Here is a 19,761-nt window from a genome sequence, read left to right on the forward strand (position 1 = left end):
CCGCACCGCGTTGCGCATGTAGTCGGAGAAGACCAGGAACGTGCCGCCGTAGATCCGGGTGTTGCCGTGCAACGCGATGCCGTTCATCTCGGCGGCCATCGCGTGCTCGCGGATACCGAAGTGGATCGTGCGCCCGTACGGGTCCGCCTCCGGCAGCGGGTTGTCCGCCGGGAGGAAGGAGCTGGTCTTGTCGATCGTGGTGTTGTTGGAGCCGGCCAGGTCGGCCGAGCCGCCCCACAGCTCCGGGATCACCCCGCCGAGCGCCTGGAGGATCTTGCCGGAGGCGGCACGCGTGGCCACGCCCTTGCCGACCTCGAAGACCGGGATCTTCTCCTCCCAGCTCTCGGGCAGCTCACCCTTGGCGACACGGTCGTACTCGGCCGCGCGCTCGGGGTTGTTGTCCCGCCACTGCTGGTACGCCTTCTCCCACACCGCGCGGGCCGCCTGGCCCCGCTCCAGCGCCTTGCGGGTGTGCGTGATGACCTCGTCGGAGACCTCGAAGGACTGCTCCGGGTCGAAGCCCAGGACCCGCTTGGTGGCCGCGACCTCGTCGTCGCCGAGCGCCGAGCCGTGCGCGGCCTCGGTGTTCTGCGCGTTCGGGGCCGGCCAGGCGATGATCGAGCGCATCGCGATGAACGACGGCCGGTCCGTGACGGCCTTGGCCTTCTGGACGGCCTCGTAGATCGCGGCCGGGTCCAGGTCGCCGTCGGCCTTCGGCTCCACGCGCTGGACGTGCCAGCCGTACGCCTCGTACCGCTTGACGGTGTCCTCGGACACCGCCGTCTCGGTGTCGCCCTCGATCGAGATGTGGTTGTCGTCCCACAGCAGGATCAGGTTGCCGAGCTTCTGGTGGCCCGCCATCGAGGAGGCCTCGGCGGAGATGCCCTCCTGGAGGCAGCCGTCACCGGCGATGCAGTAGACGAAGTGGTCGAACGGCGACTCGCCCTCGGTGGCCTCCGGGTCGAACAGGCCGCGCTCGTAGCGGGCGGCCATGGCCATGCCCACCGCGTTGGCGACACCCTGGCCGAGCGGCCCGGTCGTCGTCTCCACACCGGTCGTGTGCCCGTACTCCGGGTGGCCGGGGGTCTTCGAACCCCAGGTGCGGAAGGACTTCAGGTCGTCCAGCTCCAGGCCGAAGCCGGCCAGGTACAGCTGGGTGTAGAGGGTCAGGGACGAGTGGCCGGCGGACAGCACGAAGCGGTCCCGCCCGACCCAGTCGGCGTCCGCCGGGTCGTGCCGCATCACCTTCTGGAAGAGGGTGTAGGCGGCAGGCGCCAGGCTCATCGCCGTACCCGGATGGCCGTTACCGACCTTCTGTACGGCATCGGCGGCCAGGACACGCGCGGTGTCGACGGACCGCTGGTCCAACTCGGTCCACTCGAGGTCTGTGGTGGTCGGCTTGGTGCTCACCCTGGGTCAGGGCTCCTCTCCACATGTCGGATGCCGGTGTATCGGGGCGCCCACCGGCCGCAGTCGAGCCTACCCCCGTGGGACGTGCGTTTTTTCGAGTCACTCCAGAGTGCCGGGACCGATCCCGATCCGCCTCCTGACTGGGCCGTACCGCATTCGACAGGTGAATACGGAGCCGCTCATCCGGGTGCTCAATCGAGCTTCGGCGCGCCCTTCGGAAGCCCCCTTCCAACACGAGCCGACCCCCGCGAATGTCCGAGTCTGGGCAACGTCTAAAGTGGCGTGGTACGCGCGAGCCTTTACCGGGACTTCACAGGGGTGAGGCTTGCTGGGATGTCTCTGTAGGGGTGTGCGTGACGGCCGTTGAATCCCGTCCAGCGGGGATGACCGGGGCGGACCAGAGCCCGGCCCACCGGCCGCTCGGGGCCCGTGTCATGGCATTCGTGGCTCTCACCAAGCCGCGGATCATCGAGCTGCTGCTGATCACGACGGTGCCGGTGATGTTCCTGGCGCAGCAGGGCGTGCCCGACCTGACGCTGGTGCTGCTGACATGCCTCGGCGGCTACATGTCCGCGGGCGGCGCCAACGCGCTCAACATGTACATCGACCGCGACATCGACGCGCTGATGGACCGCACCTCGCAGCGGCCGCTGGTCACCGGCATGGTCAGCCCGCGCGAGTGCCTGGCCTTCGGCATCACGCTGGCCGTCGCCTCGACGCTGCTGTTCGGCCTCACGGTGAACTGGCTGAGCGCCTGGCTCGCACTCGGCGCGCTCCTCTTCTACGTGGTCGTCTACACGATGATCCTCAAGCGCCGGACCTCGCAGAACATCGTGTGGGGCGGCATCGCCGGCTGCCTGCCGGTGCTGATCGGCTGGTCCTCGGTCACGAACTCCATGTCGTGGGCACCGGTCATCCTCTTCATGGTCATGTTCTTCTGGACGCCGCCGCACTACTGGCCGCTGTCCATGAAGGTCAAGGAGGACTACGCGCGCGTGGGCGTGCCGATGCTGCCGGTGGTCGCCTCCAACAAGGTCGTCGCCAAGCAGATCGTGATCTACAGCTGGGTCATGGTCGGCGTCTCGCTGCTGCTGACCCCCCTCGGCTACACCGGCTGGTTCTACACGTCGGTCGCGCTGCTGGCGGGCGGTTTCTGGCTCTGGGAGGCGCACGGCTTGCAGAACCGCGCGAAGGCGGAGGTGACGGGCGCGAAGCTGAAGGAGATGCGCCTGTTCCACTGGTCGATCACCTACGTCTCGCTGCTGTTCGTGGCGGTCGCGGTCGACCCCTTCCTGCGCTGACGTACGTCACACCGCCCTGCCCTCGCGAGACGATCTACCCGTGAGTAGCATCCTGGCCATGGCAGACACGCAGCAGGTTGACCCGAAGGCCGAGCGCAAGGTGGCCCGGCTGGCCCAGCAGATCTCCTCCTTCTCCCAGGCCCACGGCGGTGCCGAGGGCCAGGTCGCCTACCTCGGCGAGCGCGGTGCCCGCATCGTCCTGGTCGGCGAGGACGGCAACTGGGGCGACCTGGTCGCCCCCTCCTACGAGATCGCCGAGAAGGCCGTGGAGAAGTCGGGCATCACCCGCCACGAGTCCTTCGACGGCGAATTCGCCGCGAAGGTGAAGACGGGCCGCTACGAGTGGAGCCGTATGGCCGGTATCCAGGTGGGCGGCCCCAAGAACGACTGACCCCGAAGGGGCGCGGGGAACGGCGCGAGCGACCACATCCGGCCCGCAGCCGCCCGCTGACCCGCGCACCCCTCCGGGGCCGCGACCTTCACCCCGGTTCACCCGTTAGGACCCTTGAGGACAACAGGGTCCACACCGGGAGGCCCGGATGATCGAAACGCCGTCACTGGTGGACCAGTACTGCCACGGAGTGCTCCGCACGGAGCTGGGCCTCGGCACCTTCGAGGCCCACCTGAGCCGCACCGAGGGCCCGCCCGCCCCCGGCACCACCCTCTTCGACACCCAGACCGGCTTCGCCGTGCGGCGCTGGTGCCCGCCCCTGCTGGGCCTCGAACCGCACTGCCCGCCCGCCCGCTACCTGGCCCGCCGCCGGGAACTGGGCGTCCTGGAGTCCGGCCGCCGGCTGCTGCGCGGCAGCGGCATCACCACGTACCTGGTCGACACCGGCCTGCCCGGCGATCTCACGGAACCCGGCGAGCTGGCCTGTGCCGGAGCCGCCGAGGCCCGCGAGATCGTGCGCCTGGAACTCCTCGCCGAGCAGGTGGCCGACACCTCCGGAACCGTCGAGTCCTTCCTCGCCAACCTCGCCGAGTCGGTGCACGCGGCCGCCGCGAACGCCGTCGCCTTCACCTCGGTCGCGGGCGTACGGCACGGCCTCGCACTCGCGCCGGAACCGCCCGGGCCGGGAGAGGTGCGCGGGGCGGCCGGCCGCTGGCTCGCCGGGCGCGGGGTCGGCGGGGAGCTGAGCGACCCGGTGCTGCTGCGGCATCTGCTGTGGAGCGCGGTCGCCTCGGGCCTGCCGCTCCAGCTGCACGCGGGGCTGGGGGCGCCGGGGCTGCGGACCGACCGTACGGACCCGGTGCTGCTGACGGACTTCGTACGGGCCACGGCCGGGCTCGGCACGGACCTGGTCCTGCTGCACGGCTACCCGTACCACCGCAGCGCGGCCCACCTCGCCGGGGTCTTCCCGCACGTCCACGTCGACTGCGGCGCCGCCCTGGTCCGCACGGGCGCCCGGGCCGCGACCGTCCTGGCCGAGATCCTGGAACTGGCGCCCTTTGGCAAGATCCTCTTCTCCACCGGGGCGCAGGGCCTGCCCGAACTGCACGTCGTGGGAGCCCGCCTGTTCCGCGAGGCCCTGGGCCGGGTGCTCGGCACCTGGGTCGCCGAGGGGGCGTGGTCCCTGGCCGACGCGCAGCGCGTGGCGGGCATGCTGGCGTCGGCGAACGCACGCAGGGTGTACGGGCTCGGCTAAGCCTTGGTCAGAGTGGCCTCGGCCGTGGGGCCGGGCAGGTCGGCCACGTCCTCCGGCCGCTCACGCAGCGACAGCACCACCCGCAGCACCCAGATCCACATCACGGCCGAGCCCAGCATGTGCAGGCCGACCAGGACCTCGGGCAGGTCCGTGAAGTACTGGACGTAACCGATGACGCCCTGCGCCAGCAGGATCAGGAACAGCTCGCGGGTGCGGTGGAGCGGGTTCTTCGGCGCGTCGACCGCCTTGAGGACGAACCACAGGGCGAATGTCAGCGTCACCACGATCCACGCCAGCACGGCGTGCAGCTTGCTCACCGTCTCCCAGTCGACCGGCATCCGCTCGACCTCACTGGAGTCACCCGCGTGCGGGCCCGCGCCGGTGACGACCGTGCCGACCAGGATGAGCAGGACGGCCGCCGCGGTCAGGAACCACACCAGCTGCTGCACGGACTTGCCGACCAGCGGGCGGGGCGGGGTGTCGCCCTCGCGGGTGCGCTGCCACATCACCGTGGCCACCGCGATGAGCGCGGACGTCGCCACGAAGTGGGCCGCGACCGTGTACGGGTTGAGACCGACCAGCACCACGATGCCGCCGAGGATCGCGTTGCTCATCACGATCCAGAACTGCGCCCAGCCCAGCCGGACCAGCCCGCGCCGGTACGGCTTGTGCGAGCGCGCGGCGATGATCGCCCAGCCGACGGCTGCGCACAGCACGTAGGTCAGCATGCGGTTGCCGAACTCGATGGCGCCGTGGAAGCCCATCTCGCTGGTGGCGGTGAGCGAGTCGTCGGTGCACTTGGGCCAGGTCGGACAGCCCAGGCCCGATCCGGTCAGCCGTACGGCGCCCCCGGTGACGACGATGAGCACCGACATCAGGAGCGCGGAGAGGGCCGCGCGCCGGACCGTCCGGGGTTCCGGGGTCCAGCGCTCGGCGATGAAGGCGAGCGGGTTGCGCAGGGCGGCCTGAGCGTCGGCGCGGGTCACGTTTGGCACGAGAACCATCGTAGGCCGCCGCTTGTGCACGCTTTCACGAGGGTCCGTCACAGGGCACCTCCCCTACTCCCAGCGGAAGAACTTCCCGGCTGCGGCAAGCCCCGCGACCGCCCAGACGCCCAGGATCCCCAGATTGCCCCAGGGCATTCCGGCACCGTGCTGGAGCACGTCCCGCAGCCCGTCGGACAGGGCCGAGATCGGCAGCAGACCGAGGACGTCCTGGGCGCCGGAGGGGAACTTGTCCAGCGGCACGACGACCCCGCCGCCGACGAGCAGCAGCAGGAACACCAGGTTGGCCGCAGCCAGCGTCGCCTCGGCCTTCAGCGTCCCGGCCATCAGCAGCCCGAGGCCCGAGAAGGCCGCCGTGCCGAGGACCAGGAGCAGCAGGACGGCGACCGGGTTGCCCTGCGGCGACCAGCCGAGCGCGAAGGCGATCGCCGTGAGCAGGATCACCTGGAGCACCTCGGTGACCAGGACCGACAGCGTCTTCGCCGTCATCAGACCCCAGCGCGGCAGGGGCGAGGAGGCCAGCCGCTTCAGCACGCCGTAGCGGCGCTCGAAACCGGTGGCGATCGCCTGGCCGGTGAACGCCGTCGACATCACCGCGAGCGCGAGGACGCCGGGGGTGAGGAAGTCGACGGCCTCGCCGGCGCCGGTGTCGACGATGTCCACGGTGCTGAAGAGCACCAGGAGCAGCGCCGGGATGACGACGGTCAGCAGCAGCTGCTCGCCGTTGCGCAGCAGCATCTTCGTTTCGAGCAGGGCCTGGGCCGCGATCATGCGGGGGAGCGGGGCCGCGCCGGGCTTCGGTGTGTACGTCCCGGTGGCGGTCATGAGCGCAGCTCCTTGCCGGTGAGCTCCAGGAAGACGTCCTCAAGAGTGTGGCGCTCGACCGAGATCTTCTCCGGCATCACACCGTGCTGGGCGCACCAGGAGGTGACCGTCGCGAGCAGCTGGGGGTCGACCTTGCCGACGACCCGGTAGGAACCCGGCGTCAGCTCGGCGGCCGAACAGTCGGCCGGCAGGGCCTTCAGCAGCGAGCCCACGTCCAGTCCCGGCCGGCCCGAGAAGCGGAGCGTGTTCTCCGCGCCGCCCCGGCACAGCTCCTCCGGAGAGCCCTGGGCGATGACCCGGCCCGCGTCGATGATCGCCACGTCGTCGGCGAGCTGTTCGGCCTCGTCCATGTAGTGCGTGGTGAGGATCACGGAGACACCGTCGGCGCGCAGGTCCCGGACGAGGTCCCAGGTGGCGCGACGGGCCTGCGGGTCGAGCCCGGCGGTCGGCTCGTCGAGGAAGACCAGCTCCGGGCGCCCGACCACGGCCATGGCCAGCGCGAGCCGCTGCTGCTGCCCGCCGGACAGCCGCCGGTACGTTGTCCGGCCGCAGGAGCCGAGGCCCAGGCGCTCGGTCAGCGCGTCCACGTCCAGCGGGTGTGCGTGCAGCTTGGCGACGTGGCGGAGCATCTCGTCGGCCCGGGAGCCGGAGTAGACGCCGCCGGACTGGAGCATCACGCCGATGCGGGGCCGCAGGGCCGCGGACTGTCTCACCGGGTCGAGACCCAGGACGCGCACCGTGCCGGAGTCCGGCTTCCGGTACCCCTCGCAGGTCTCGACCGTGGTCGTCTTGCCCGCCCCGTTGGGGCCGAGCACGGCGGTCACCCCTGCCCGGGCCACCAGGTCGAGCCCGTCCACCGCGGTCTTCGGGCCGTACCGCTTCACCAGGGCCTGGACCTGGACCACGGGCTCACTTCGCATGGGTCCAAAGTCTAGGTACGCCCGTGCCGGCTCAGACCTGGGGGGTCCCCCCGCTCGAGCGGAGCCGAGAGTGGGGGAGGGCGGAGAAACTACTCCTCCTCACGCGGCCGGTGGACCGCCAGCCACCGCTCGGCGTAGGCCACCGCGTCCGCCACCGGGAACAGCCGCGCCTCGGCCGCTCCCACCTTTCCGCGGACCACGGGACGGTCGCGTTCGAAGTCGTAGCCCAGCTCGTCGAAACGGTCCGAGCTGATCGACACCTCGGTGACGGTCTCCCAGCCCTCGGGGCCGGGCCGGCCCACGGCGACGCGCGGGGACGGGATCCGGTACTCGGCGAGGTGGAAACTCGTGCAGGAGGCGTAGCCGGCACCGAGCAGCAGCACCCGGGCGCCCATCGCCTCCAGTTTCGCCAGCGGGCTGCGCTCGCCGAGCCGGCAGTCGGGCGCGTGCCCGTCGAGCACGTCCGCCGCGTGCGGGCCGAGTGCCGCGAACGAGGTCTGCGGATGCGCGCTGCGCAGGGCGCCGGGCCAGGTCCGCACGGTCTCCGGGACGACACCCACCCCACGGGCGGGCGTGATCCGCGGGTCGTAGGCGGGCATGGTGGCCCGGATGGCCGCCCACCATTCCGGGGGCACGGGCGGATTGCTCCACAGGGCCGGGTCGGACAACTCGCCGGTCTGGGTGGGGACCACGAGCGTGCCCTGCGGGCCGAGCGCGTCGAGCAGACCCCGCACCACCGCGACGGCACCGCCGTTCACCCAGCCGAGGGCGCTGAGCGAGGAGTGCACGAGGAGGGTCTCGCCGGGGTGCACACCGAGCTCCGCGAGCTGGGTCCGAAGCGTCTCGCGGGTGACAAGAGGGCCGGTCGGAGGGGGTTTCGGCATGGTTGTGGAGTGTCCCCGAAGCGGCTGCCGCATGCCACCGCTTTGATCGATCAGAGATCGTTTCCGCAGGTCAGATTAGGTTTACCTAAGTGACGCAGGGCACCGTGGTGCGCGGCACACGCGGCTTGCCCGGTCCGGAAGAATTACGCAACAATGGCGTTGTGAAAAACGTCGGCGAGGCACCCCACGAGGAGCTGGCGACCGGGGAGCGGTCCACCCGCAACCGGGTCGCGCGGTCCATCCTGGACCACGGGCCCTCGACCGTCGCCGAGCTCGCCGAGCGGCTTGGCCTCACCCAGGCGGCCGTCCGCAGGCACCTCGACGCCCTCACGGGCGACGGTGTCGTGGAGGCGCGCGAGCAGCGGGTGTACGGCGCGCGGACCCGCGGCCGCCCGGCCAAGGTGTTCGCCCTGACGGACTGCGGCCGGGACGCCTTCGACCAGTCCTACGACAAGCTCGCGGCGGACGCCCTGCGCTGGATCGCCGACCGCGAGGGCGGCAACGAGGCGATCGCCGCGTTCGCCCGCGCCAGGATCGCCGCACAGGCGGGCGCCTACCGCCGGGCGGTCGAGACCGCCCCGCCCGAGAAGCGGACCGAAGCACTGGCCAAGGCCCTGAGTGCCGACGGGTACGCTGCTACGGCGCGCAACGCGCCCCACCCGCAGAAGGGTGAGCAGCTCTGCCAGCACCACTGCCCGGTCGCCCACGTCGCCGAGCAGTTCCCGCAGCTGTGCGAGGCGGAGACGGAATTCTTCGCCGAGCTGCTCGGTACGCACGTACAGCGGCTCGCCACCATCGCGCACGGCGACGGCGTCTGCACGACGTTCATCCCCAAGATTTCCCACAACGCATCTGCAAGCACGGCCGGGAGGAACCCCGCATGACTCTCCCCACGGAGACTGCCCACCCTGAGCTGGAGGGCCTGGGCAAGTACGAGTACGGCTGGGCCGACTCCGACACGGCCGGCGCCTCTGCCAAGCGCGGCATCAACGAGGACGTCGTCCGGGACATCTCCGCCAAGAAGAGCGAGCCGGAGTGGATGACCAAGCTCCGCCTCAAGGGCCTGCGCCTCTTCGAGAAGAAGCCCATGCCGAACTGGGGCTCGGACCTCTCCGGCATCGACTTCGACAACATCAAGTACTTCGTGCGCTCCACGGAGAAGCAGGCGGAGTCCTGGGAGGACCTGCCGGAGGACATCAAGGCCACGTACGACAAGCTCGGCATCCCCGAGGCGGAGAAGCAGCGCCTCGTCGCCGGTGTCGCCGCGCAGTACGAGTCCGAGGTCGTCTACCACCAGATCCGCGAGGACCTGGAGGAGCAGGGTGTCATCTTCCTCGACACCGACACCGCGCTGAAGGAGCACCCGGAGCTCTTCAAGGAGTACTTCGGGACCGTCATCCCCGTCGGTGACAACAAGTTCGCGTCGCTGAACTCCGCCGTGTGGTCGGGCGGCTCCTTCATCTACGTGCCGCCGGGCGTCCACGTGGAGATCCCGCTCCAGGCCTACTTCCGCATCAACACGGAGAACATGGGCCAGTTCGAGCGGACCCTGATCATCGTCGACGAGGGTGCCTACGTGCACTACGTCGAGGGCTGCACCGCCCCGATCTACAAGTCGGACTCGCTGCACTCCGCGGTCGTCGAGATCATCGTCAAGAAGAACGCCCGCTGCCGCTACACGACCATCCAGAACTGGTCGAACAACGTCTACAACCTGGTCACCAAGCGCGCCGTCGCCTACGAGGGCGCGACCATGGAGTGGGTCGACGGCAACATCGGCTCCAAGGTGACGATGAAGTACCCGGCCGTCTACCTGATGGGCGAGCACGCCAAGGGCGAGACGCTGTCCATCGCCTTCGCGGGCGAGGGCCAGCACCAGGACGCCGGCGCCAAGATGGTCCACATGGCCCCGAACACCTCCTCCAACATCGTCTCCAAGTCGGTGGCGCGAGGCGGCGGCCGCACCTCCTACCGCGGTCTCATCGAGATCGGCGAGGGCGCCCCGGGCTCCAAGTCGAACGTCCTGTGCGACGCGCTGCTGGTGGACACCATCTCCCGCTCGGACACCTACCCCTACGTGGACGTCCGCGAGGACGACGTGTCCATGGGCCACGAGGCGACCGTCTCCAAGGTCTCCGAGGACCAGCTCTTCTACCTGATGAGCCGCGGCCTGAGCGAGGACGAGGCCATGGCGATGATCGTGCGCGGCTTCGTCGAGCCCATCGCCAAGGAGCTCCCCATGGAGTACGCGCTGGAGCTCAACCGGCTGATCGAGCTGCAGATGGAGGGCGCGGTCGGCTGACCCGCCCCCTCGACAGCAGACGTCCCACTCAGGAAAGAGAGCACTACGACAGCCATGGCTGAGGCCCAGAACATCCCCGTGGGGTCGACGACCGCGGGTTCGATCGCGGTCGCCGCGGAGTCGACCGTCGCCACGCGCATGAGCGCGCCCCCCTCCTTCGACGTGGCGGACTTCCCCGTCCCGCACGGCCGTGAGGAGGAGTGGCGGTTCACCCCGCTGGAGCGCCTGCGCGGCCTGCACGACGGCACCGCCGTCGCGAACGGCAACGGCGTGAAGGTCGAGGTCCAGGCCCCCGAGGGCGTCACCGTCGAGGCCGTCGGCCGCGACGACGCCCGGCTCGGCAAGGCCGGCACCCCGGTGGACCGGATCGCCGCTCAGGCCTACTCGGCGTTCGAGAAGGCCTCGGTCGTGACCGTCCCCAAGGAGACCGTCCTCACCGAGCCCATCCGGATCGCGGTGCACGGCGAGGGCGGCACCGCCTTCGGCCACCAGGTGATCGAGCTGGGCGCCTTCGCCGAGGCCGTCGTGGTCATCGACCACACCGGTGACGCGGTGCTCGCCGCCAACGTCGACTACCTCCTGGGCGACGGCGCCAAGCTCACCGTCGTCTCCGTCCAGGACTGGGACGAGAAGGCCGTCCACGTCGCCCAGCACAACGCGCTGGTCGGCCGCGACGCCTCCTTCAAGTCGGTCGTCGTCACCTTCGGCGGCGACGTCGTCCGGCTGCACCCGCGCGTGCAGTACGCCGGCCCCGGCGGAGAGGCCGAGCTGTTCGGCCTGTACTTCACCGACCAGGGCCAGCACCAGGAGCACCGCCTCCTGGTCGACCACAACGTCCCGCACTGCAAGTCCAACGTCGTCTACAAGGGCGCGCTCCAGGGCGACGCGGCGCACGCCGTGTGGATCGGCGACGTGCTCATCGAGGCCAAGGCCGAGGGCACGGACACGTACGAGATGAACCGCAACCTGGTCCTCACGGACGGGGCGCGCGTGGACTCCGTACCGAACCTCGAGATCGAGACCGGCGAGATCGTCGGCGCCGGCCACGCCTCGGCGACCGGCCGCTTCGACGACGAGCAGCTCTTCTACCTGATGGCCCGCGGCATCCCGGAGCACGAGGCCCGGCGCCTGGTGGTCCGCGGCTTCTTCGCCGAGCTGGTCCAGCAGATCGGTCTCCCCGACATCGAGGAGCGCCTGATCGCCAAGATCGAGGAGGAGCTGGAGGCGGCCGTCGCATGACCTTCGTACGCGCCTGCGGACTGGGCGAGCTGGAGGAGGACACCCCGAAGCGGGTGGAACTCGACGGCACGCCCGTGTCCATCGTGCAGACCGAGGGCGAGGTGTTCGCGATCCACGACATCTGCTCGCACGCGAACGTCTCCCTGGCGGAGGGCGAGGTCGACGACTGTCACATCGAGTGCTGGCTGCACGGCTCGCGCTTCGACCTCCGCTCCGGCAAGCCCGACGCCCTCCCGGCGACGCGCCCCGTCCCCGTTTACCCCGTACAGATCGATGGGGACGACGTGCTCGTCTCCCTCACCCAGGAGTCCTGAGGCATCCATGGCAACGCTTGAAATCCGAGACCTGCACGTCACCGTCGAGGCCGACAACGCCACGAAGGAGATCCTCAAGGGCGTCGACCTCACCGTGAAGCAGGGCGAGACGCACGCCATCATGGGCCCCAACGGCTCCGGCAAGTCGACCCTCGCCTACTCCCTCGCGGGTCACCCGAAGTACGCGATCACCGGCGGCACCGTCACGCTCGACGGCGAGGACGTGCTGGAGATGTCCGTCGACGAGCGCGCCCGCGCCGGCCTGTTCCTCGCGATGCAGTACCCGGTCGAGGTTCCGGGTGTCTCCGTGTCGAACTTCCTGCGCACCTCCGCCACCGCCATCCGCGGCGAGGCCCCCAAGCTGCGCACCTGGGTGAAGGAGGTCAAGGAGGCCATGGAGCGCCTCAACATGGACCCCTCCTTCGCCGAGCGCAACGTCAACGAGGGCTTCTCCGGCGGTGAGAAGAAGCGCCACGAGATCCTCCAGCTGGAGCTCCTCAAGCCGAAGATGGCGATCCTCGACGAGACCGACTCCGGCCTGGACGTCGACGCCCTGCGCGTCGTCTCCGAGGGCGTGAACCGCGTCCGCGAGACGGGCGAGGTCGGCACCCTGCTGATCACGCACTACACGCGCATCCTCCGTTACATCAAGCCCGACCACGTGCACGTCTTCTCCGGCGGCCGGATCGTCGAGTCCGGCGGTGCCGAGCTCGCCGACAAGCTGGAGAACGAGGGCTACGAGGCCTATGCGAAGCACGACGGAGTCGACACGAAGGGTGGCGCATCCGCGTGACACTGCTGCCGGGCCTCCTCGACGCAGAGGCGATCCGCAAGGACTTCCCCATCCTGGACCGCCAGGTCCACGAAGGCCGGAAGCTCGTCTACCTGGACAACGCGGCGACCAGCCAGAAGCCGCGCCAGGTGCTGGACGCCCTGAGCGAGTACTACGAGCGCTACAACGCCAACGTCCACCGCGGTGTGCATGTGCTCGCCGAGGAGGCCACGGCGCTGTACGAGGGCGCGCGCGACAAGGTCGCGGCGTTCATCAACGCGCCCTCGCGCGACGAGGTGATCTTCACCAAGAACGCCTCGGAGTCGCTCAACCTCGTGGCGAACATGCTGGGCTGGGCCGACGAGCCCTACCGCGTGGACTCCGAGACCGAGATCGTCATCACGGAGATGGAGCACCACTCCAACATCGTGCCGTGGCAGCTGCTCGCGCAGCGCACGGGTGCGAAGCTGAAGTGGTTCGGCCTCACCGACGACGGCCGTCTGGACCTGTCGAACATCGACCAGGTCATCACGGAGAAGACGAAGATCGTGTCCTTCGTGCTGGTCTCCAACATCCTCGGCACCCAGAACCCCGTCGAGGCGATCGTGCGCCGCGCCCAGGAGGTCGGCGCCCTGGTCTGCGTCGACGCCTCCCAGGCCGCCCCGCACATGCCGCTGGACGTGCAGGCCCTCCAGGCCGACTTCGTGGCCTTCACCGGCCACAAGATGTGCGGCCCGACCGGCATCGGCGTCCTCTGGGGCCGCCAGGAGCTGCTGGAGGACCTGCCTCCGTTCCTCGGCGGCGGCGAGATGATCGAGACGGTGTCGATGCACTCCTCGACGTACGCCCCGGCGCCGCACAAGTTCGAGGCGGGCACGCCCCCGATCGCCCAGGCGGTCGGTCTCGGCGCGGCGATCGACTACCTGGCCTCGATCGGCATGGACAAGATCCTCGCCCACGAGCACGCGCTCACCGAGTACGCGGTCAAGCGGCTGCTGGAGGTCCCCGACCTGCGGATCATCGGCCCGACCACGGCCGAGGAGCGTGGTGCGGCGATCAGCTTCACCCTCGGGGATATCCACCCGCACGACGTGGGCCAGGTCCTCGACGAGCAGGGCATCGCGGTCCGGGTGGGCCACCACTGCGCACGGCCGGTCTGCCTGCGCTACGGAATTCCTGCGACCACGCGAGCGTCGTTCTATCTGTACTCCACGCCGGCCGAGATCGACGCGCTGGTCGACGGCCTGGAGCACGTACGGAACTTCTTCGGCTGAGGGGCGTGCTAGACGGTGAAACTGGACTCCATGTACCAGGAAGTCATCCTGGACCACTACAAGAACCCGCACGGGCGGGGCTTGCGGGATGGCGACGCCGAGGTGCACCACGTCAACCCGACGTGCGGTGACGAGATCACGCTGCGCGTGAAGTACGACGGCACCACGATCGAGGACGTCTCGTACGAAGGCCAGGGCTGTTCGATCAGCCAGGCGAGCGCGTCCGTACTGAACGACCTCCTCGTCGGCAAGGACCTCTCCGACGCGCGGAAGATCCAGGAGACCTTCCTGGAGCTGATGCAGTCCAAGGGGAAGCTGGAACCCGACGACGCGATGGAGGACATCCTGGAGGACGCGGTCGCGTTCGCCGGGGTGTCCAAGTACCCGGCCCGGGTGAAGTGCGCCCTGCTGAGCTGGATGGCCTGGAAGGACGCGACGGCCCAGGTACTGGGCGGAGCCGACGCCGAGAAGGAGACGACGGCATGAGCGAGACCGTTGAGATGAAGCCGGCCTCTGAGGAAGAGGTTCGTGAGGCGCTGTACGACGTCGTCGACCCCGAGCTGGGCATCGACGTCGTCAACCTCGGCCTGATCTACGGCATCCACATCGACGACGCGAACATCGCGACGCTCGACATGACCCTGACGTCGGCGGCCTGCCCGCTGACCGACGTCATCGAGGACCAGGCGAAGTCCGCCACGGACGGCCTCGTGAGCGAGCTGCGCATCAACTGGGTCTGGATGCCGCCGTGGGGCCCCGACAAGATCACGGACGACGGCCGCGAGCAGCTGCGTGCTCTGGGGTTCAACGTCTGAGGTCCTCCGTCCGAGGTCCGCTGACGCGCGTGAGGGCGGCACCCAGCCGGGTGCCGCCCTCACGCATGTCCGGTTTCAGTCCAGCCCGGACACGATCTGGAACGACGCGTCCGCGGAGAACTGGTGACTGTTCTCGAAGGGGTCCAGGCGGAGCTGGAAGCTGCGGTGGCGCAGGAAGCGGCCCGGGTAGTTGACCGACTCCAGCGTGAGCGTTCCCGAACGGGGCCAGACGCGGGGGCAGAACGTGGCGTCCTGGCGGAAGAGGGAGGAGCCGTCGTTCTTCTCGGCGACCAGGACGAAGCTGCGGTGGCGGAGGTGGCGGCCGTCCGCGGTGGTGAAGGAGTAGCAGGAGGAGTCGGAGAGGCCGGCGACGCGCTGGAAGGTGGCGTCCTCGCGCTGCTCGGGGCCCGATCCGATCTGGTCGAGGCGCACATAGCCGTCGCGCACCCGCCAGTAGCGGTCGGAGAAGTTGACCGAGCGTATGGATATGCCGTGGGAGGACGGCGGCTTCGGGCTCTTCGTCGGAGAAGAGGACGTCTTCGGCGGCTTGGGGGCCTTCTTCCCGGGCTTCGGACTCGGGGTGGCGGTGGAAGCGCTGCTGGTCGGAGTAGGTGACGGGTCGGGGCGGTCCGCGCCGGCCTTCTCGGTGCCGCCCTTGGACGGCGTGGCGAAGGAGATCAGGCCGCCCGGGGCCGAGCTGCTGAGGGTGGTCGGCTCCGCCGCCCGGTTCTCCTGCTCGCCGGACTCCTGGTCCATCACGGTGATGGCGGTGACGCACGCGGTGATCGTCGCCAGGGCCAGCGCGCCCGCCAGCCAGAGCCTTCGGGTGCCCGGAGCCCGGGTGGTGTCCGGGGCCCAGTCGCTCTCCCAGGGGCGGTCCTGCGGCGGCCGGGACTTCTTGTCTGACATGCGCTGTTCCTCCGGCGGGGCCCCCTGAACGGCGGCGCAGTTGTGGTGGCCCGGTGTGTGATCGGTGGACACCGTAGTGGACTGGTGGGGCGCCTGTGGCCCATTTGGTGAGAGCGGTTTCTCTCCGATATCCGCAGCGCCGTTGTGTACGGGCGTACAGATGTTGTGTACGCTCGTACACATGGGATATCTGCTGCTGGCCGGAGCCATAGCCGCCGAAGTGGGCGCCACCACCTCCATGAAGTACAGCGACGGGTTCAGCAGGCTCGGGCCCTCGCTGCTCACGCTCGTCGGCTACGTCCTCTCCTTCGGTCTGCTCGCGCAGACCCTGAAGACCCTGTCGGTGGGCACGGCCTACGCGATCTGGGCCGGGGTCGGCACCGCAGCCGTCGCCGGCATCGGGATCGTCTTCCTGGGGGAGGGCATGACCGTCGCCAAGGCGGCCGGGATCGCGCTGATCATCGTCGGGGTCGTGGTGCTGAACCTGGGGGGTGCACACTGATGCCCCGGCGCCATGACCCCGAGCGGCGGCAGCGGATCATCGACGCGGCGATCCGGGTGGTCGGCTCCAAGGGCATCGCCGGGCTGAGCCACCGCAGCGTCGCCGCCGAGGCGGACGTGCCGCTCGGTTCCACGACGTACCACTTCCGGACCCTCGACGAGCTGATGGTCGCCGCGCTGCGGCAGACCAACGAGGGCTTCGCCAAGATGGTCGCCTCGTGCGGCGGCCTGGAGGACCCCCGGACCGATCTGGCCGCCGAACTCGCCGGATGGATCGGTGAGTGGCTCTCCGGTGACCGTACGGGTGTGGAGCTGGAGTACGAGCTGTACCTGGCCGCCCTGCGCCGGCCCGCCCTGCGGCCCGTCGCCGCCGAGTGGGCCGAGGAGGTCGCCGACCTGCTGTCCCCGCGCACGGACCCCGCCACCGCACGAGCGCTGGTGGCGGTCGTCGACGGCATCTGTCTTCAGGTGCTGCTGACGGAGGTGCCGTACGACGAGGAGTACGCACGGGAGGTGCTGGCGCGGGTGCTCGCGGGGGCGGCCGGGTGATGCGGGACTTCAGCCGGCGGGAGTGGGCGAGGACGGGGCTCCCCGGCCGGGGGCGGTGCGGCGGGGCGTCCGTCAGGGAGTCGCCCTGGCCGGGGGCCGATGACGAGCAGCGGCCGCGGGCCGGGAGCTGTCCGGTGGCGGGGCGACCGTGAGGACGCTGCCCGCGGGCTTGCTCGGCGGGGGCCGTCCGGCGATGGCATGCCGGTGCCCGGGGCCGTGGCCCGGTGCGCGCCCTGCCCCGCCGAGCGGATCGCGCGGAGCGGCACGGCCGGGGCGGTGCAGCCGGTGGGGGAGCGGCCCGGCCGGGCAGCCGGACGGCGCGGCGCGTTCGGCGGAGCGTTCGTGAGGGGGCCGTCCCGTGCAGGTGTCCGTGCTGCTGAGGGGCGTCTCGGGGGAGCGGATACCGCCCGTCCCGTGAGACGGCCCCGCACGGGTTCGCATCCATCGGCGTCCGCCGGTTAGGTTGCCCTCATGACCGACACGACTGCTCCTCGCACCACCGGCGCCGTGGCCGCCGGCCTCGCCACGATCGCCGCCGACGGCACCGTTCTCGACACCTGGTTCCCCGCGCCCGAGCTGGCCGACCAGCCCGGCCCGTCCGGCACCGAGCGGCTGTCCGCCGAGCGTGCCGCGGAGCTGCTCGGCGGTGGCGCGACCGCGGCGATCGGCCCGGACGCCCGCCGGGGCGTCGAGGTGGTCGCGGTCCGCACGGTCATCGCCTCGCTCGACGAGAAGCCGATCGACGCGCACGACGCCTATCTGCGCCTGCACCTGCTCTCCCACCGCCTGGTCAAGCCGCACGGCCAGAGCCTGGACGGCATCTTCGGCTTCCTCGCCAACGTCGCCTGGACCTCGCTCGGCCCGGTCGCCGTCGACGACCTGGAGAAGGTGCGGCTCAACGCCCGCGCCGAGGGCCTGCACCTCCAGGTGACCTCCGTGGACAAGTTCCCGCGCATGACGGACTACGTGGCCCCCAAGGGCGTCCGGATCGCCGACGCCGACCGGGTCCGTCTCGGCGCCCACCTCGCCGAGGGCACCACCGTCATGCACGAGGGCTTCGTCAACTTCAACGCCGGCACGCTCGGCACCTCGATGGTCGAGGGCCGCATCTCCGCCGGTGTCGTGATCGGCGACGGCTCGGACATCGGCGGCGGCGCCTCCACGATGGGCACCCTCTCCGGCGGCGGCAACGTCATCATCTCCGTCGGCGAGCGCTGCCTGATCGGCGCCGAGGCGGGCGTCGGCATCGCCCTGGGCGACGAGTGCGTCGTCGAGGCCGGCCTCTACGTCACCGCCGGCACCCGTGTCACCATGCCCGACGGACAGATCATCAAGGCCCGCGAACTGTCCGGCGCCTCCAACATCCTCTTCCGCCGCAACTCGGTCACCGGCACGGTCGAGGCCCGGCCGAACAACGCGGTGTGGGGCGGGCTGAACGAGATCCTCCACAGCCACAACTGACGGCCCCACGGCGCTCCGCAGGGCCCCGCACGTCCCGTACGGATGACCCGGCGTGACCTCGCGGTGGTTTTGGCAGATGAACGGGTGGACGCAGTGTCCGATCAGAAGCCGAACCGACGAAACGAGGACCGGGGCATGAGGAACGAGCGGGGGCGGACCGCCGTGCGCAGGCTGGCCGGGGTGGCCGCGGCGCTGGCGGTGTGCTGGCTGCCGGCGGGCGCCGCGCACGCCGACGAGACCAACACGGACTCCCACAACGGCCACCGCGTCGGTCTGATCAACGTCAACGTCGGTCAGATCGACGATCCCGCGGAGGACGTGCTGGAGCACACGCTGCTGTTCGGTGACGGGTACGCCTGGAACTGAACCGGCAGAGAAGACGGGACGGCCCGCACCGCAGGCGACTGCGGTGCGGGCCGTCCCGTATCTGTTGCCCGCCGGTGGCACAGTGCGGCGCCCTCGCACCACTCGCTCGTCGCCTGGGACATCGGGCCGAACGGGAACGAGTACCACCAGCGGCTGGTCCTCGTGACCATCGGCGGCGGGAAGACGATCCCGCTCAGCGGCTTCCGGTCGCCCAAGGCCGACCCCAGGGGGCGCTGGGAGCCGGTGTCGCGGTGCGGTGATCAGGCGTCGGAGATGTCCGCGTGGAGCGACAGCAGGGTGTCGGCCGTGGCCCGGCCGGCCGCCCGGAGCGGGGCGCGGACCGGGCCTCCGGGGAGGGCCAGGGCGTTCAGGAGCGCCTTGACCGTGACGGTGCCCGGCAGGCCCGCCGACATGACCGCCTCGATGAGCGGGGTGGCCCGCTGCTGGAGGCGGGCCGCCCGGACGGTGTCGCCCGCGTCGAACGCGTCCAGGACGGCTCGCAGCCGGTCCGGGACCACGTTGGCGACCGTGCTGACGTAGCCGGAGCCGCCCACGGCGTACAGCGCGAGGTTGTGCTCGTCGCAGCCCGCGTAGTACGCCAGGTCCGTGCGGGCCAGTACCTTCTGGGCGGCCAGGAAGTCGTTCGAGCAGTCCTTGACCGCGACGATGCCGGGGTGGTCGGCGAGGCGCAGGATCGTCTCCGGTTCGATGCGGGTGCCGGTGCGGGCCGGGACGTCGTAGACCATGAGGGGGAGTCCGGTGGCGTCGGCGACCTCACGGAAGTGGGCCTCGATCGCGTCCTGCGGGGGGCGGCTGTAGTACGGCGCCACCACCAGCAGGCCGTCCGCGCCCGCCTTCTCCGCCTCCCGGGCCAGTTCGGTGGTGTGGCGCGTGTCGGGGGTGCCGACGCCCGCGACGATCCGCGCCCGGCCGCCCACGGCCTCGCGGACTGCTGCGATGAGGGCCGACTTCTCGGCGTCCGTGGTGGTGGGGGACTCGCCCGTCGTGCCGGACAGGACGAGACCGTCGCAGCCGTTGCCGACCAGGTGGGCGGCGAGAAGCCGGGCGCCGTCGAGGTCGAGGGTTCCGGCAGGGGTGAAGGGGGTGATCATCGCGCAGAGGGCACGGCCGAAGGGTGTCGTCATGGGAGGTAGTGTCGACCTGGCGACCATGTAGCTCCACTTAAATCTGCTACTGGATGATGTTAAGCGATACTACGAGGTATCGGAGGGTCGGACGGGTACTCGGGGGTTCCTACTTCGAGAGGAG

The 19,761-nt window shown here is 70.4% G+C and carries 22 protein-coding genes; 15 read left to right on the forward strand and 7 right to left on the reverse strand.

What is annotated here, in order from left to right; genetic code table 11:
* The coding region (locus GTY56_RS23645; protein ID WP_161367341.1) for a thiamine pyrophosphate-binding protein at nucleotides 1–1,410 on the reverse strand (1,410 nt) is incomplete at its 3' end.
* A 383-nt stretch (nucleotides 1,411–1,793) separates the two neighbouring features.
* On the opposite strand from GTY56_RS23645, the gene GTY56_RS23650 reads away from it, so the two are divergent.
* From GTY56_RS23650 to GTY56_RS23660, 3 genes are all read left to right on the forward strand, one after another.
* Entirely contained in the window at nucleotides 1,794–2,711 is a 918-nt protein-coding gene (locus tag GTY56_RS23650; protein ID WP_202510631.1) for a heme o synthase, read from the forward strand.
* A 58-nt stretch (nucleotides 2,712–2,769) separates the two neighbouring features.
* Complete coding sequence (locus GTY56_RS23655; protein WP_161367343.1) at nucleotides 2,770–3,102, forward strand: hypothetical protein; 333 nt, start codon at nucleotides 2,770–2,772, stop codon at nucleotides 3,100–3,102.
* A 148-nt stretch (nucleotides 3,103–3,250) separates the two neighbouring features.
* Nucleotides 3,251–4,357, forward strand: coding sequence for an amidohydrolase family protein (locus GTY56_RS23660; RefSeq protein WP_161367344.1), 1,107 nt, complete (start codon nucleotides 3,251–3,253; stop codon nucleotides 4,355–4,357).
* Here the strand turns inward: GTY56_RS23660 and GTY56_RS23665 are convergent.
* From GTY56_RS23665 to GTY56_RS23680, 4 genes are all read right to left on the reverse strand, one after another.
* Nucleotides 4,354–5,361 (reverse strand): COX15/CtaA family protein, encoded by a 1,008-nt coding sequence (locus GTY56_RS23665; RefSeq protein ID WP_161367345.1) that lies wholly within the window; start codon nucleotides 5,359–5,361, stop codon nucleotides 4,354–4,356. The two genes, GTY56_RS23660 and GTY56_RS23665, sit on opposite strands and share 4 nt — an antisense overlap.
* 54 nt (nucleotides 5,362–5,415) lie before the next feature.
* On the reverse strand, nucleotides 5,416–6,186 hold the full coding sequence (locus GTY56_RS23670) for an ABC transporter permease (RefSeq protein WP_161367346.1): 771 nt from the start codon (nucleotides 6,184–6,186) through the stop codon (nucleotides 5,416–5,418).
* Nucleotides 6,183–7,106: an ABC transporter ATP-binding protein gene (locus GTY56_RS23675; protein WP_161367347.1), complete on the reverse strand. Its 924-nt coding sequence runs from the start codon at nucleotides 7,104–7,106 to the stop codon at nucleotides 6,183–6,185. Before GTY56_RS23675 ends, GTY56_RS23670 begins: the two co-directional genes overlap by 4 nt.
* An 89-nt stretch (nucleotides 7,107–7,195) precedes the next feature.
* The gene (locus tag GTY56_RS23680; protein ID WP_161367348.1) at nucleotides 7,196–7,990 is read right to left on the reverse strand and encodes an AAC(3) family N-acetyltransferase; all 795 of its coding nucleotides are present in this window, start codon (nucleotides 7,988–7,990) and stop codon (nucleotides 7,196–7,198) included.
* Between the two features lie 161 nt (nucleotides 7,991–8,151).
* Between GTY56_RS23680 and GTY56_RS23685 the strand changes: the two genes are divergently transcribed.
* The 8 genes from GTY56_RS23685 to GTY56_RS23720 are packed head-to-tail and all read left to right on the forward strand — an operon-like array spanning nucleotide 8,152 to nucleotide 14,706.
* Nucleotides 8,152–8,874: a helix-turn-helix transcriptional regulator gene (locus GTY56_RS23685; RefSeq protein WP_033310785.1), complete on the forward strand. Its 723-nt coding sequence runs from the start codon at nucleotides 8,152–8,154 to the stop codon at nucleotides 8,872–8,874.
* Nucleotides 8,871–10,292 carry a Fe-S cluster assembly protein SufB gene (gene sufB, locus GTY56_RS23690; RefSeq protein WP_161367349.1) on the forward strand — a complete coding sequence of 474 codons (1,422 nt, stop codon included), beginning with the start codon at nucleotides 8,871–8,873 and terminating at the stop codon, nucleotides 10,290–10,292. Before GTY56_RS23685 ends, sufB begins: the two co-directional genes overlap by 4 nt.
* A 54-nt stretch (nucleotides 10,293–10,346) precedes the next feature.
* Nucleotides 10,347–11,531 (forward strand): Fe-S cluster assembly protein SufD, encoded by a 1,185-nt coding sequence (sufD, locus tag GTY56_RS23695; protein WP_161367350.1) that lies wholly within the window; start codon nucleotides 10,347–10,349, stop codon nucleotides 11,529–11,531.
* A complete protein-coding gene (locus tag GTY56_RS23700) occupies nucleotides 11,528–11,845 on the forward strand; it encodes a non-heme iron oxygenase ferredoxin subunit (RefSeq protein ID WP_161367351.1) in 318 nt (105 codons plus the stop codon). The genes sufD and GTY56_RS23700 overlap by 4 nt, the downstream gene beginning before the upstream one ends.
* A 7-nt stretch (nucleotides 11,846–11,852) precedes the next feature.
* Entirely contained in the window at nucleotides 11,853–12,638 is a 786-nt protein-coding gene (gene sufC, locus GTY56_RS23705) for a Fe-S cluster assembly ATPase SufC (RefSeq protein ID WP_161367352.1), read from the forward strand.
* Nucleotides 12,635–13,891 (forward strand): SufS family cysteine desulfurase, encoded by a 1,257-nt coding sequence (locus GTY56_RS23710; protein WP_161367353.1) that lies wholly within the window; start codon nucleotides 12,635–12,637, stop codon nucleotides 13,889–13,891. The genes sufC and GTY56_RS23710 overlap by 4 nt, the downstream gene beginning before the upstream one ends.
* Nucleotides 13,892–13,906: 15 nt before the next feature.
* Nucleotides 13,907–14,377, forward strand: a complete 471-nt coding sequence (gene sufU, locus GTY56_RS23715) for a Fe-S cluster assembly sulfur transfer protein SufU (protein WP_033310795.1) — start codon at nucleotides 13,907–13,909, stop codon at nucleotides 14,375–14,377.
* Nucleotides 14,374–14,706 carry a metal-sulfur cluster assembly factor gene (locus tag GTY56_RS23720; protein WP_028809645.1) on the forward strand — a complete coding sequence of 111 codons (333 nt, stop codon included), beginning with the start codon at nucleotides 14,374–14,376 and terminating at the stop codon, nucleotides 14,704–14,706. The genes sufU and GTY56_RS23720 overlap by 4 nt, the downstream gene beginning before the upstream one ends.
* A gap of 75 nt (nucleotides 14,707–14,781) precedes the next feature.
* Here GTY56_RS23720 and GTY56_RS23725 read toward each other — a convergent pair whose 3' ends face one another.
* On the reverse strand, nucleotides 14,782–15,615 hold the full coding sequence (locus tag GTY56_RS23725) for an AbfB domain-containing protein (RefSeq protein ID WP_161367354.1): 834 nt from the start codon (nucleotides 15,613–15,615) through the stop codon (nucleotides 14,782–14,784).
* Nucleotides 15,616–15,796: 181 nt separating this feature from the next.
* Between GTY56_RS23725 and GTY56_RS23730 the strand changes: the two genes are divergently transcribed.
* The 4 genes from GTY56_RS23730 to GTY56_RS23745 all read left to right on the forward strand — a co-directional run bounded on the left by GTY56_RS23730 (nucleotide 15,797) and on the right by GTY56_RS23745 (nucleotide 18,492).
* Nucleotides 15,797–16,117: a DMT family transporter gene (locus GTY56_RS23730; RefSeq protein WP_161367355.1), complete on the forward strand. Its 321-nt coding sequence runs from the start codon at nucleotides 15,797–15,799 to the stop codon at nucleotides 16,115–16,117.
* Nucleotides 16,117–16,665, forward strand: a complete 549-nt coding sequence (locus GTY56_RS23735; protein ID WP_161367356.1) for a TetR/AcrR family transcriptional regulator — start codon at nucleotides 16,117–16,119, stop codon at nucleotides 16,663–16,665. Before GTY56_RS23730 ends, GTY56_RS23735 begins: the two co-directional genes overlap by 1 nt.
* Nucleotides 16,666–17,136: 471 nt before the next feature.
* The gene (dapD, locus tag GTY56_RS23740) at nucleotides 17,137–18,126 is read left to right on the forward strand and encodes a 2,3,4,5-tetrahydropyridine-2,6-dicarboxylate N-succinyltransferase (protein ID WP_161367357.1); all 990 of its coding nucleotides are present in this window, start codon (nucleotides 17,137–17,139) and stop codon (nucleotides 18,124–18,126) included.
* A gap of 135 nt (nucleotides 18,127–18,261) precedes the next feature.
* Nucleotides 18,262–18,492: a hypothetical protein gene (locus GTY56_RS23745; RefSeq protein ID WP_161367358.1), complete on the forward strand. Its 231-nt coding sequence runs from the start codon at nucleotides 18,262–18,264 to the stop codon at nucleotides 18,490–18,492.
* A gap of 260 nt (nucleotides 18,493–18,752) precedes the next feature.
* On the opposite strand, the gene dapA is transcribed toward GTY56_RS23745, so the two are convergent.
* Nucleotides 18,753–19,637 (reverse strand): 4-hydroxy-tetrahydrodipicolinate synthase, encoded by an 885-nt coding sequence (gene dapA, locus GTY56_RS23750; protein ID WP_161367359.1) that lies wholly within the window; start codon nucleotides 19,635–19,637, stop codon nucleotides 18,753–18,755.
* Between the last annotated feature and the right edge of the window lie 124 nt (nucleotides 19,638–19,761).

Source organism: Streptomyces sp. SID5643, assembly GCF_009872555.1.
Lineage (GTDB): Bacteria > Actinomycetota > Actinomycetes > Streptomycetales > Streptomycetaceae > Streptomyces > Streptomyces iakyrus.

Coding starts and splice junctions, on each gene's coding strand:
- GTY56_RS23650 (WP_202510631.1), top strand. CDS start 1,794: ATGACCGGGGCGGACCAGAGCCCGGCCCACCGGCCGCTCGGGGCCCGT.
- GTY56_RS23655 (WP_161367343.1), top strand. CDS start 2,770: ATGGCAGACACGCAGCAGGTTGACCCGAAGGCCGAGCGCAAGGTGGCC.
- GTY56_RS23660 (WP_161367344.1), top strand. CDS start 3,251: ATGATCGAAACGCCGTCACTGGTGGACCAGTACTGCCACGGAGTGCTC.
- GTY56_RS23665 (WP_161367345.1), bottom strand. CDS start 5,361: ATGGTTCTCGTGCCAAACGTGACCCGCGCCGACGCTCAGGCCGCCCTG.
- GTY56_RS23670 (WP_161367346.1), bottom strand. CDS start 6,186: ATGACCGCCACCGGGACGTACACACCGAAGCCCGGCGCGGCCCCGCTC.
- GTY56_RS23675 (WP_161367347.1), bottom strand. CDS start 7,106: ATGCGAAGTGAGCCCGTGGTCCAGGTCCAGGCCCTGGTGAAGCGGTAC.
- GTY56_RS23680 (WP_161367348.1), bottom strand. CDS start 7,990: ATGCCGAAACCCCCTCCGACCGGCCCTCTTGTCACCCGCGAGACGCTT.
- sufB (WP_161367349.1), top strand. CDS start 8,871: ATGACTCTCCCCACGGAGACTGCCCACCCTGAGCTGGAGGGCCTGGGC.
- sufD (WP_161367350.1), top strand. CDS start 10,347: ATGGCTGAGGCCCAGAACATCCCCGTGGGGTCGACGACCGCGGGTTCG.
- GTY56_RS23700 (WP_161367351.1), top strand. CDS start 11,528: ATGACCTTCGTACGCGCCTGCGGACTGGGCGAGCTGGAGGAGGACACC.
- sufC (WP_161367352.1), top strand. CDS start 11,853: ATGGCAACGCTTGAAATCCGAGACCTGCACGTCACCGTCGAGGCCGAC.
- GTY56_RS23720 (WP_028809645.1), top strand. CDS start 14,374: ATGAGCGAGACCGTTGAGATGAAGCCGGCCTCTGAGGAAGAGGTTCGT.
- GTY56_RS23725 (WP_161367354.1), bottom strand. CDS start 15,615: ATGTCAGACAAGAAGTCCCGGCCGCCGCAGGACCGCCCCTGGGAGAGC.
- GTY56_RS23730 (WP_161367355.1), top strand. CDS start 15,797: ATGGGATATCTGCTGCTGGCCGGAGCCATAGCCGCCGAAGTGGGCGCC.
- GTY56_RS23735 (WP_161367356.1), top strand. CDS start 16,117: ATGCCCCGGCGCCATGACCCCGAGCGGCGGCAGCGGATCATCGACGCG.
- dapD (WP_161367357.1), top strand. CDS start 17,137: ATGACCGACACGACTGCTCCTCGCACCACCGGCGCCGTGGCCGCCGGC.
- GTY56_RS23745 (WP_161367358.1), top strand. CDS start 18,262: ATGAGGAACGAGCGGGGGCGGACCGCCGTGCGCAGGCTGGCCGGGGTG.
- dapA (WP_161367359.1), bottom strand. CDS start 19,637: ATGACGACACCCTTCGGCCGTGCCCTCTGCGCGATGATCACCCCCTTC.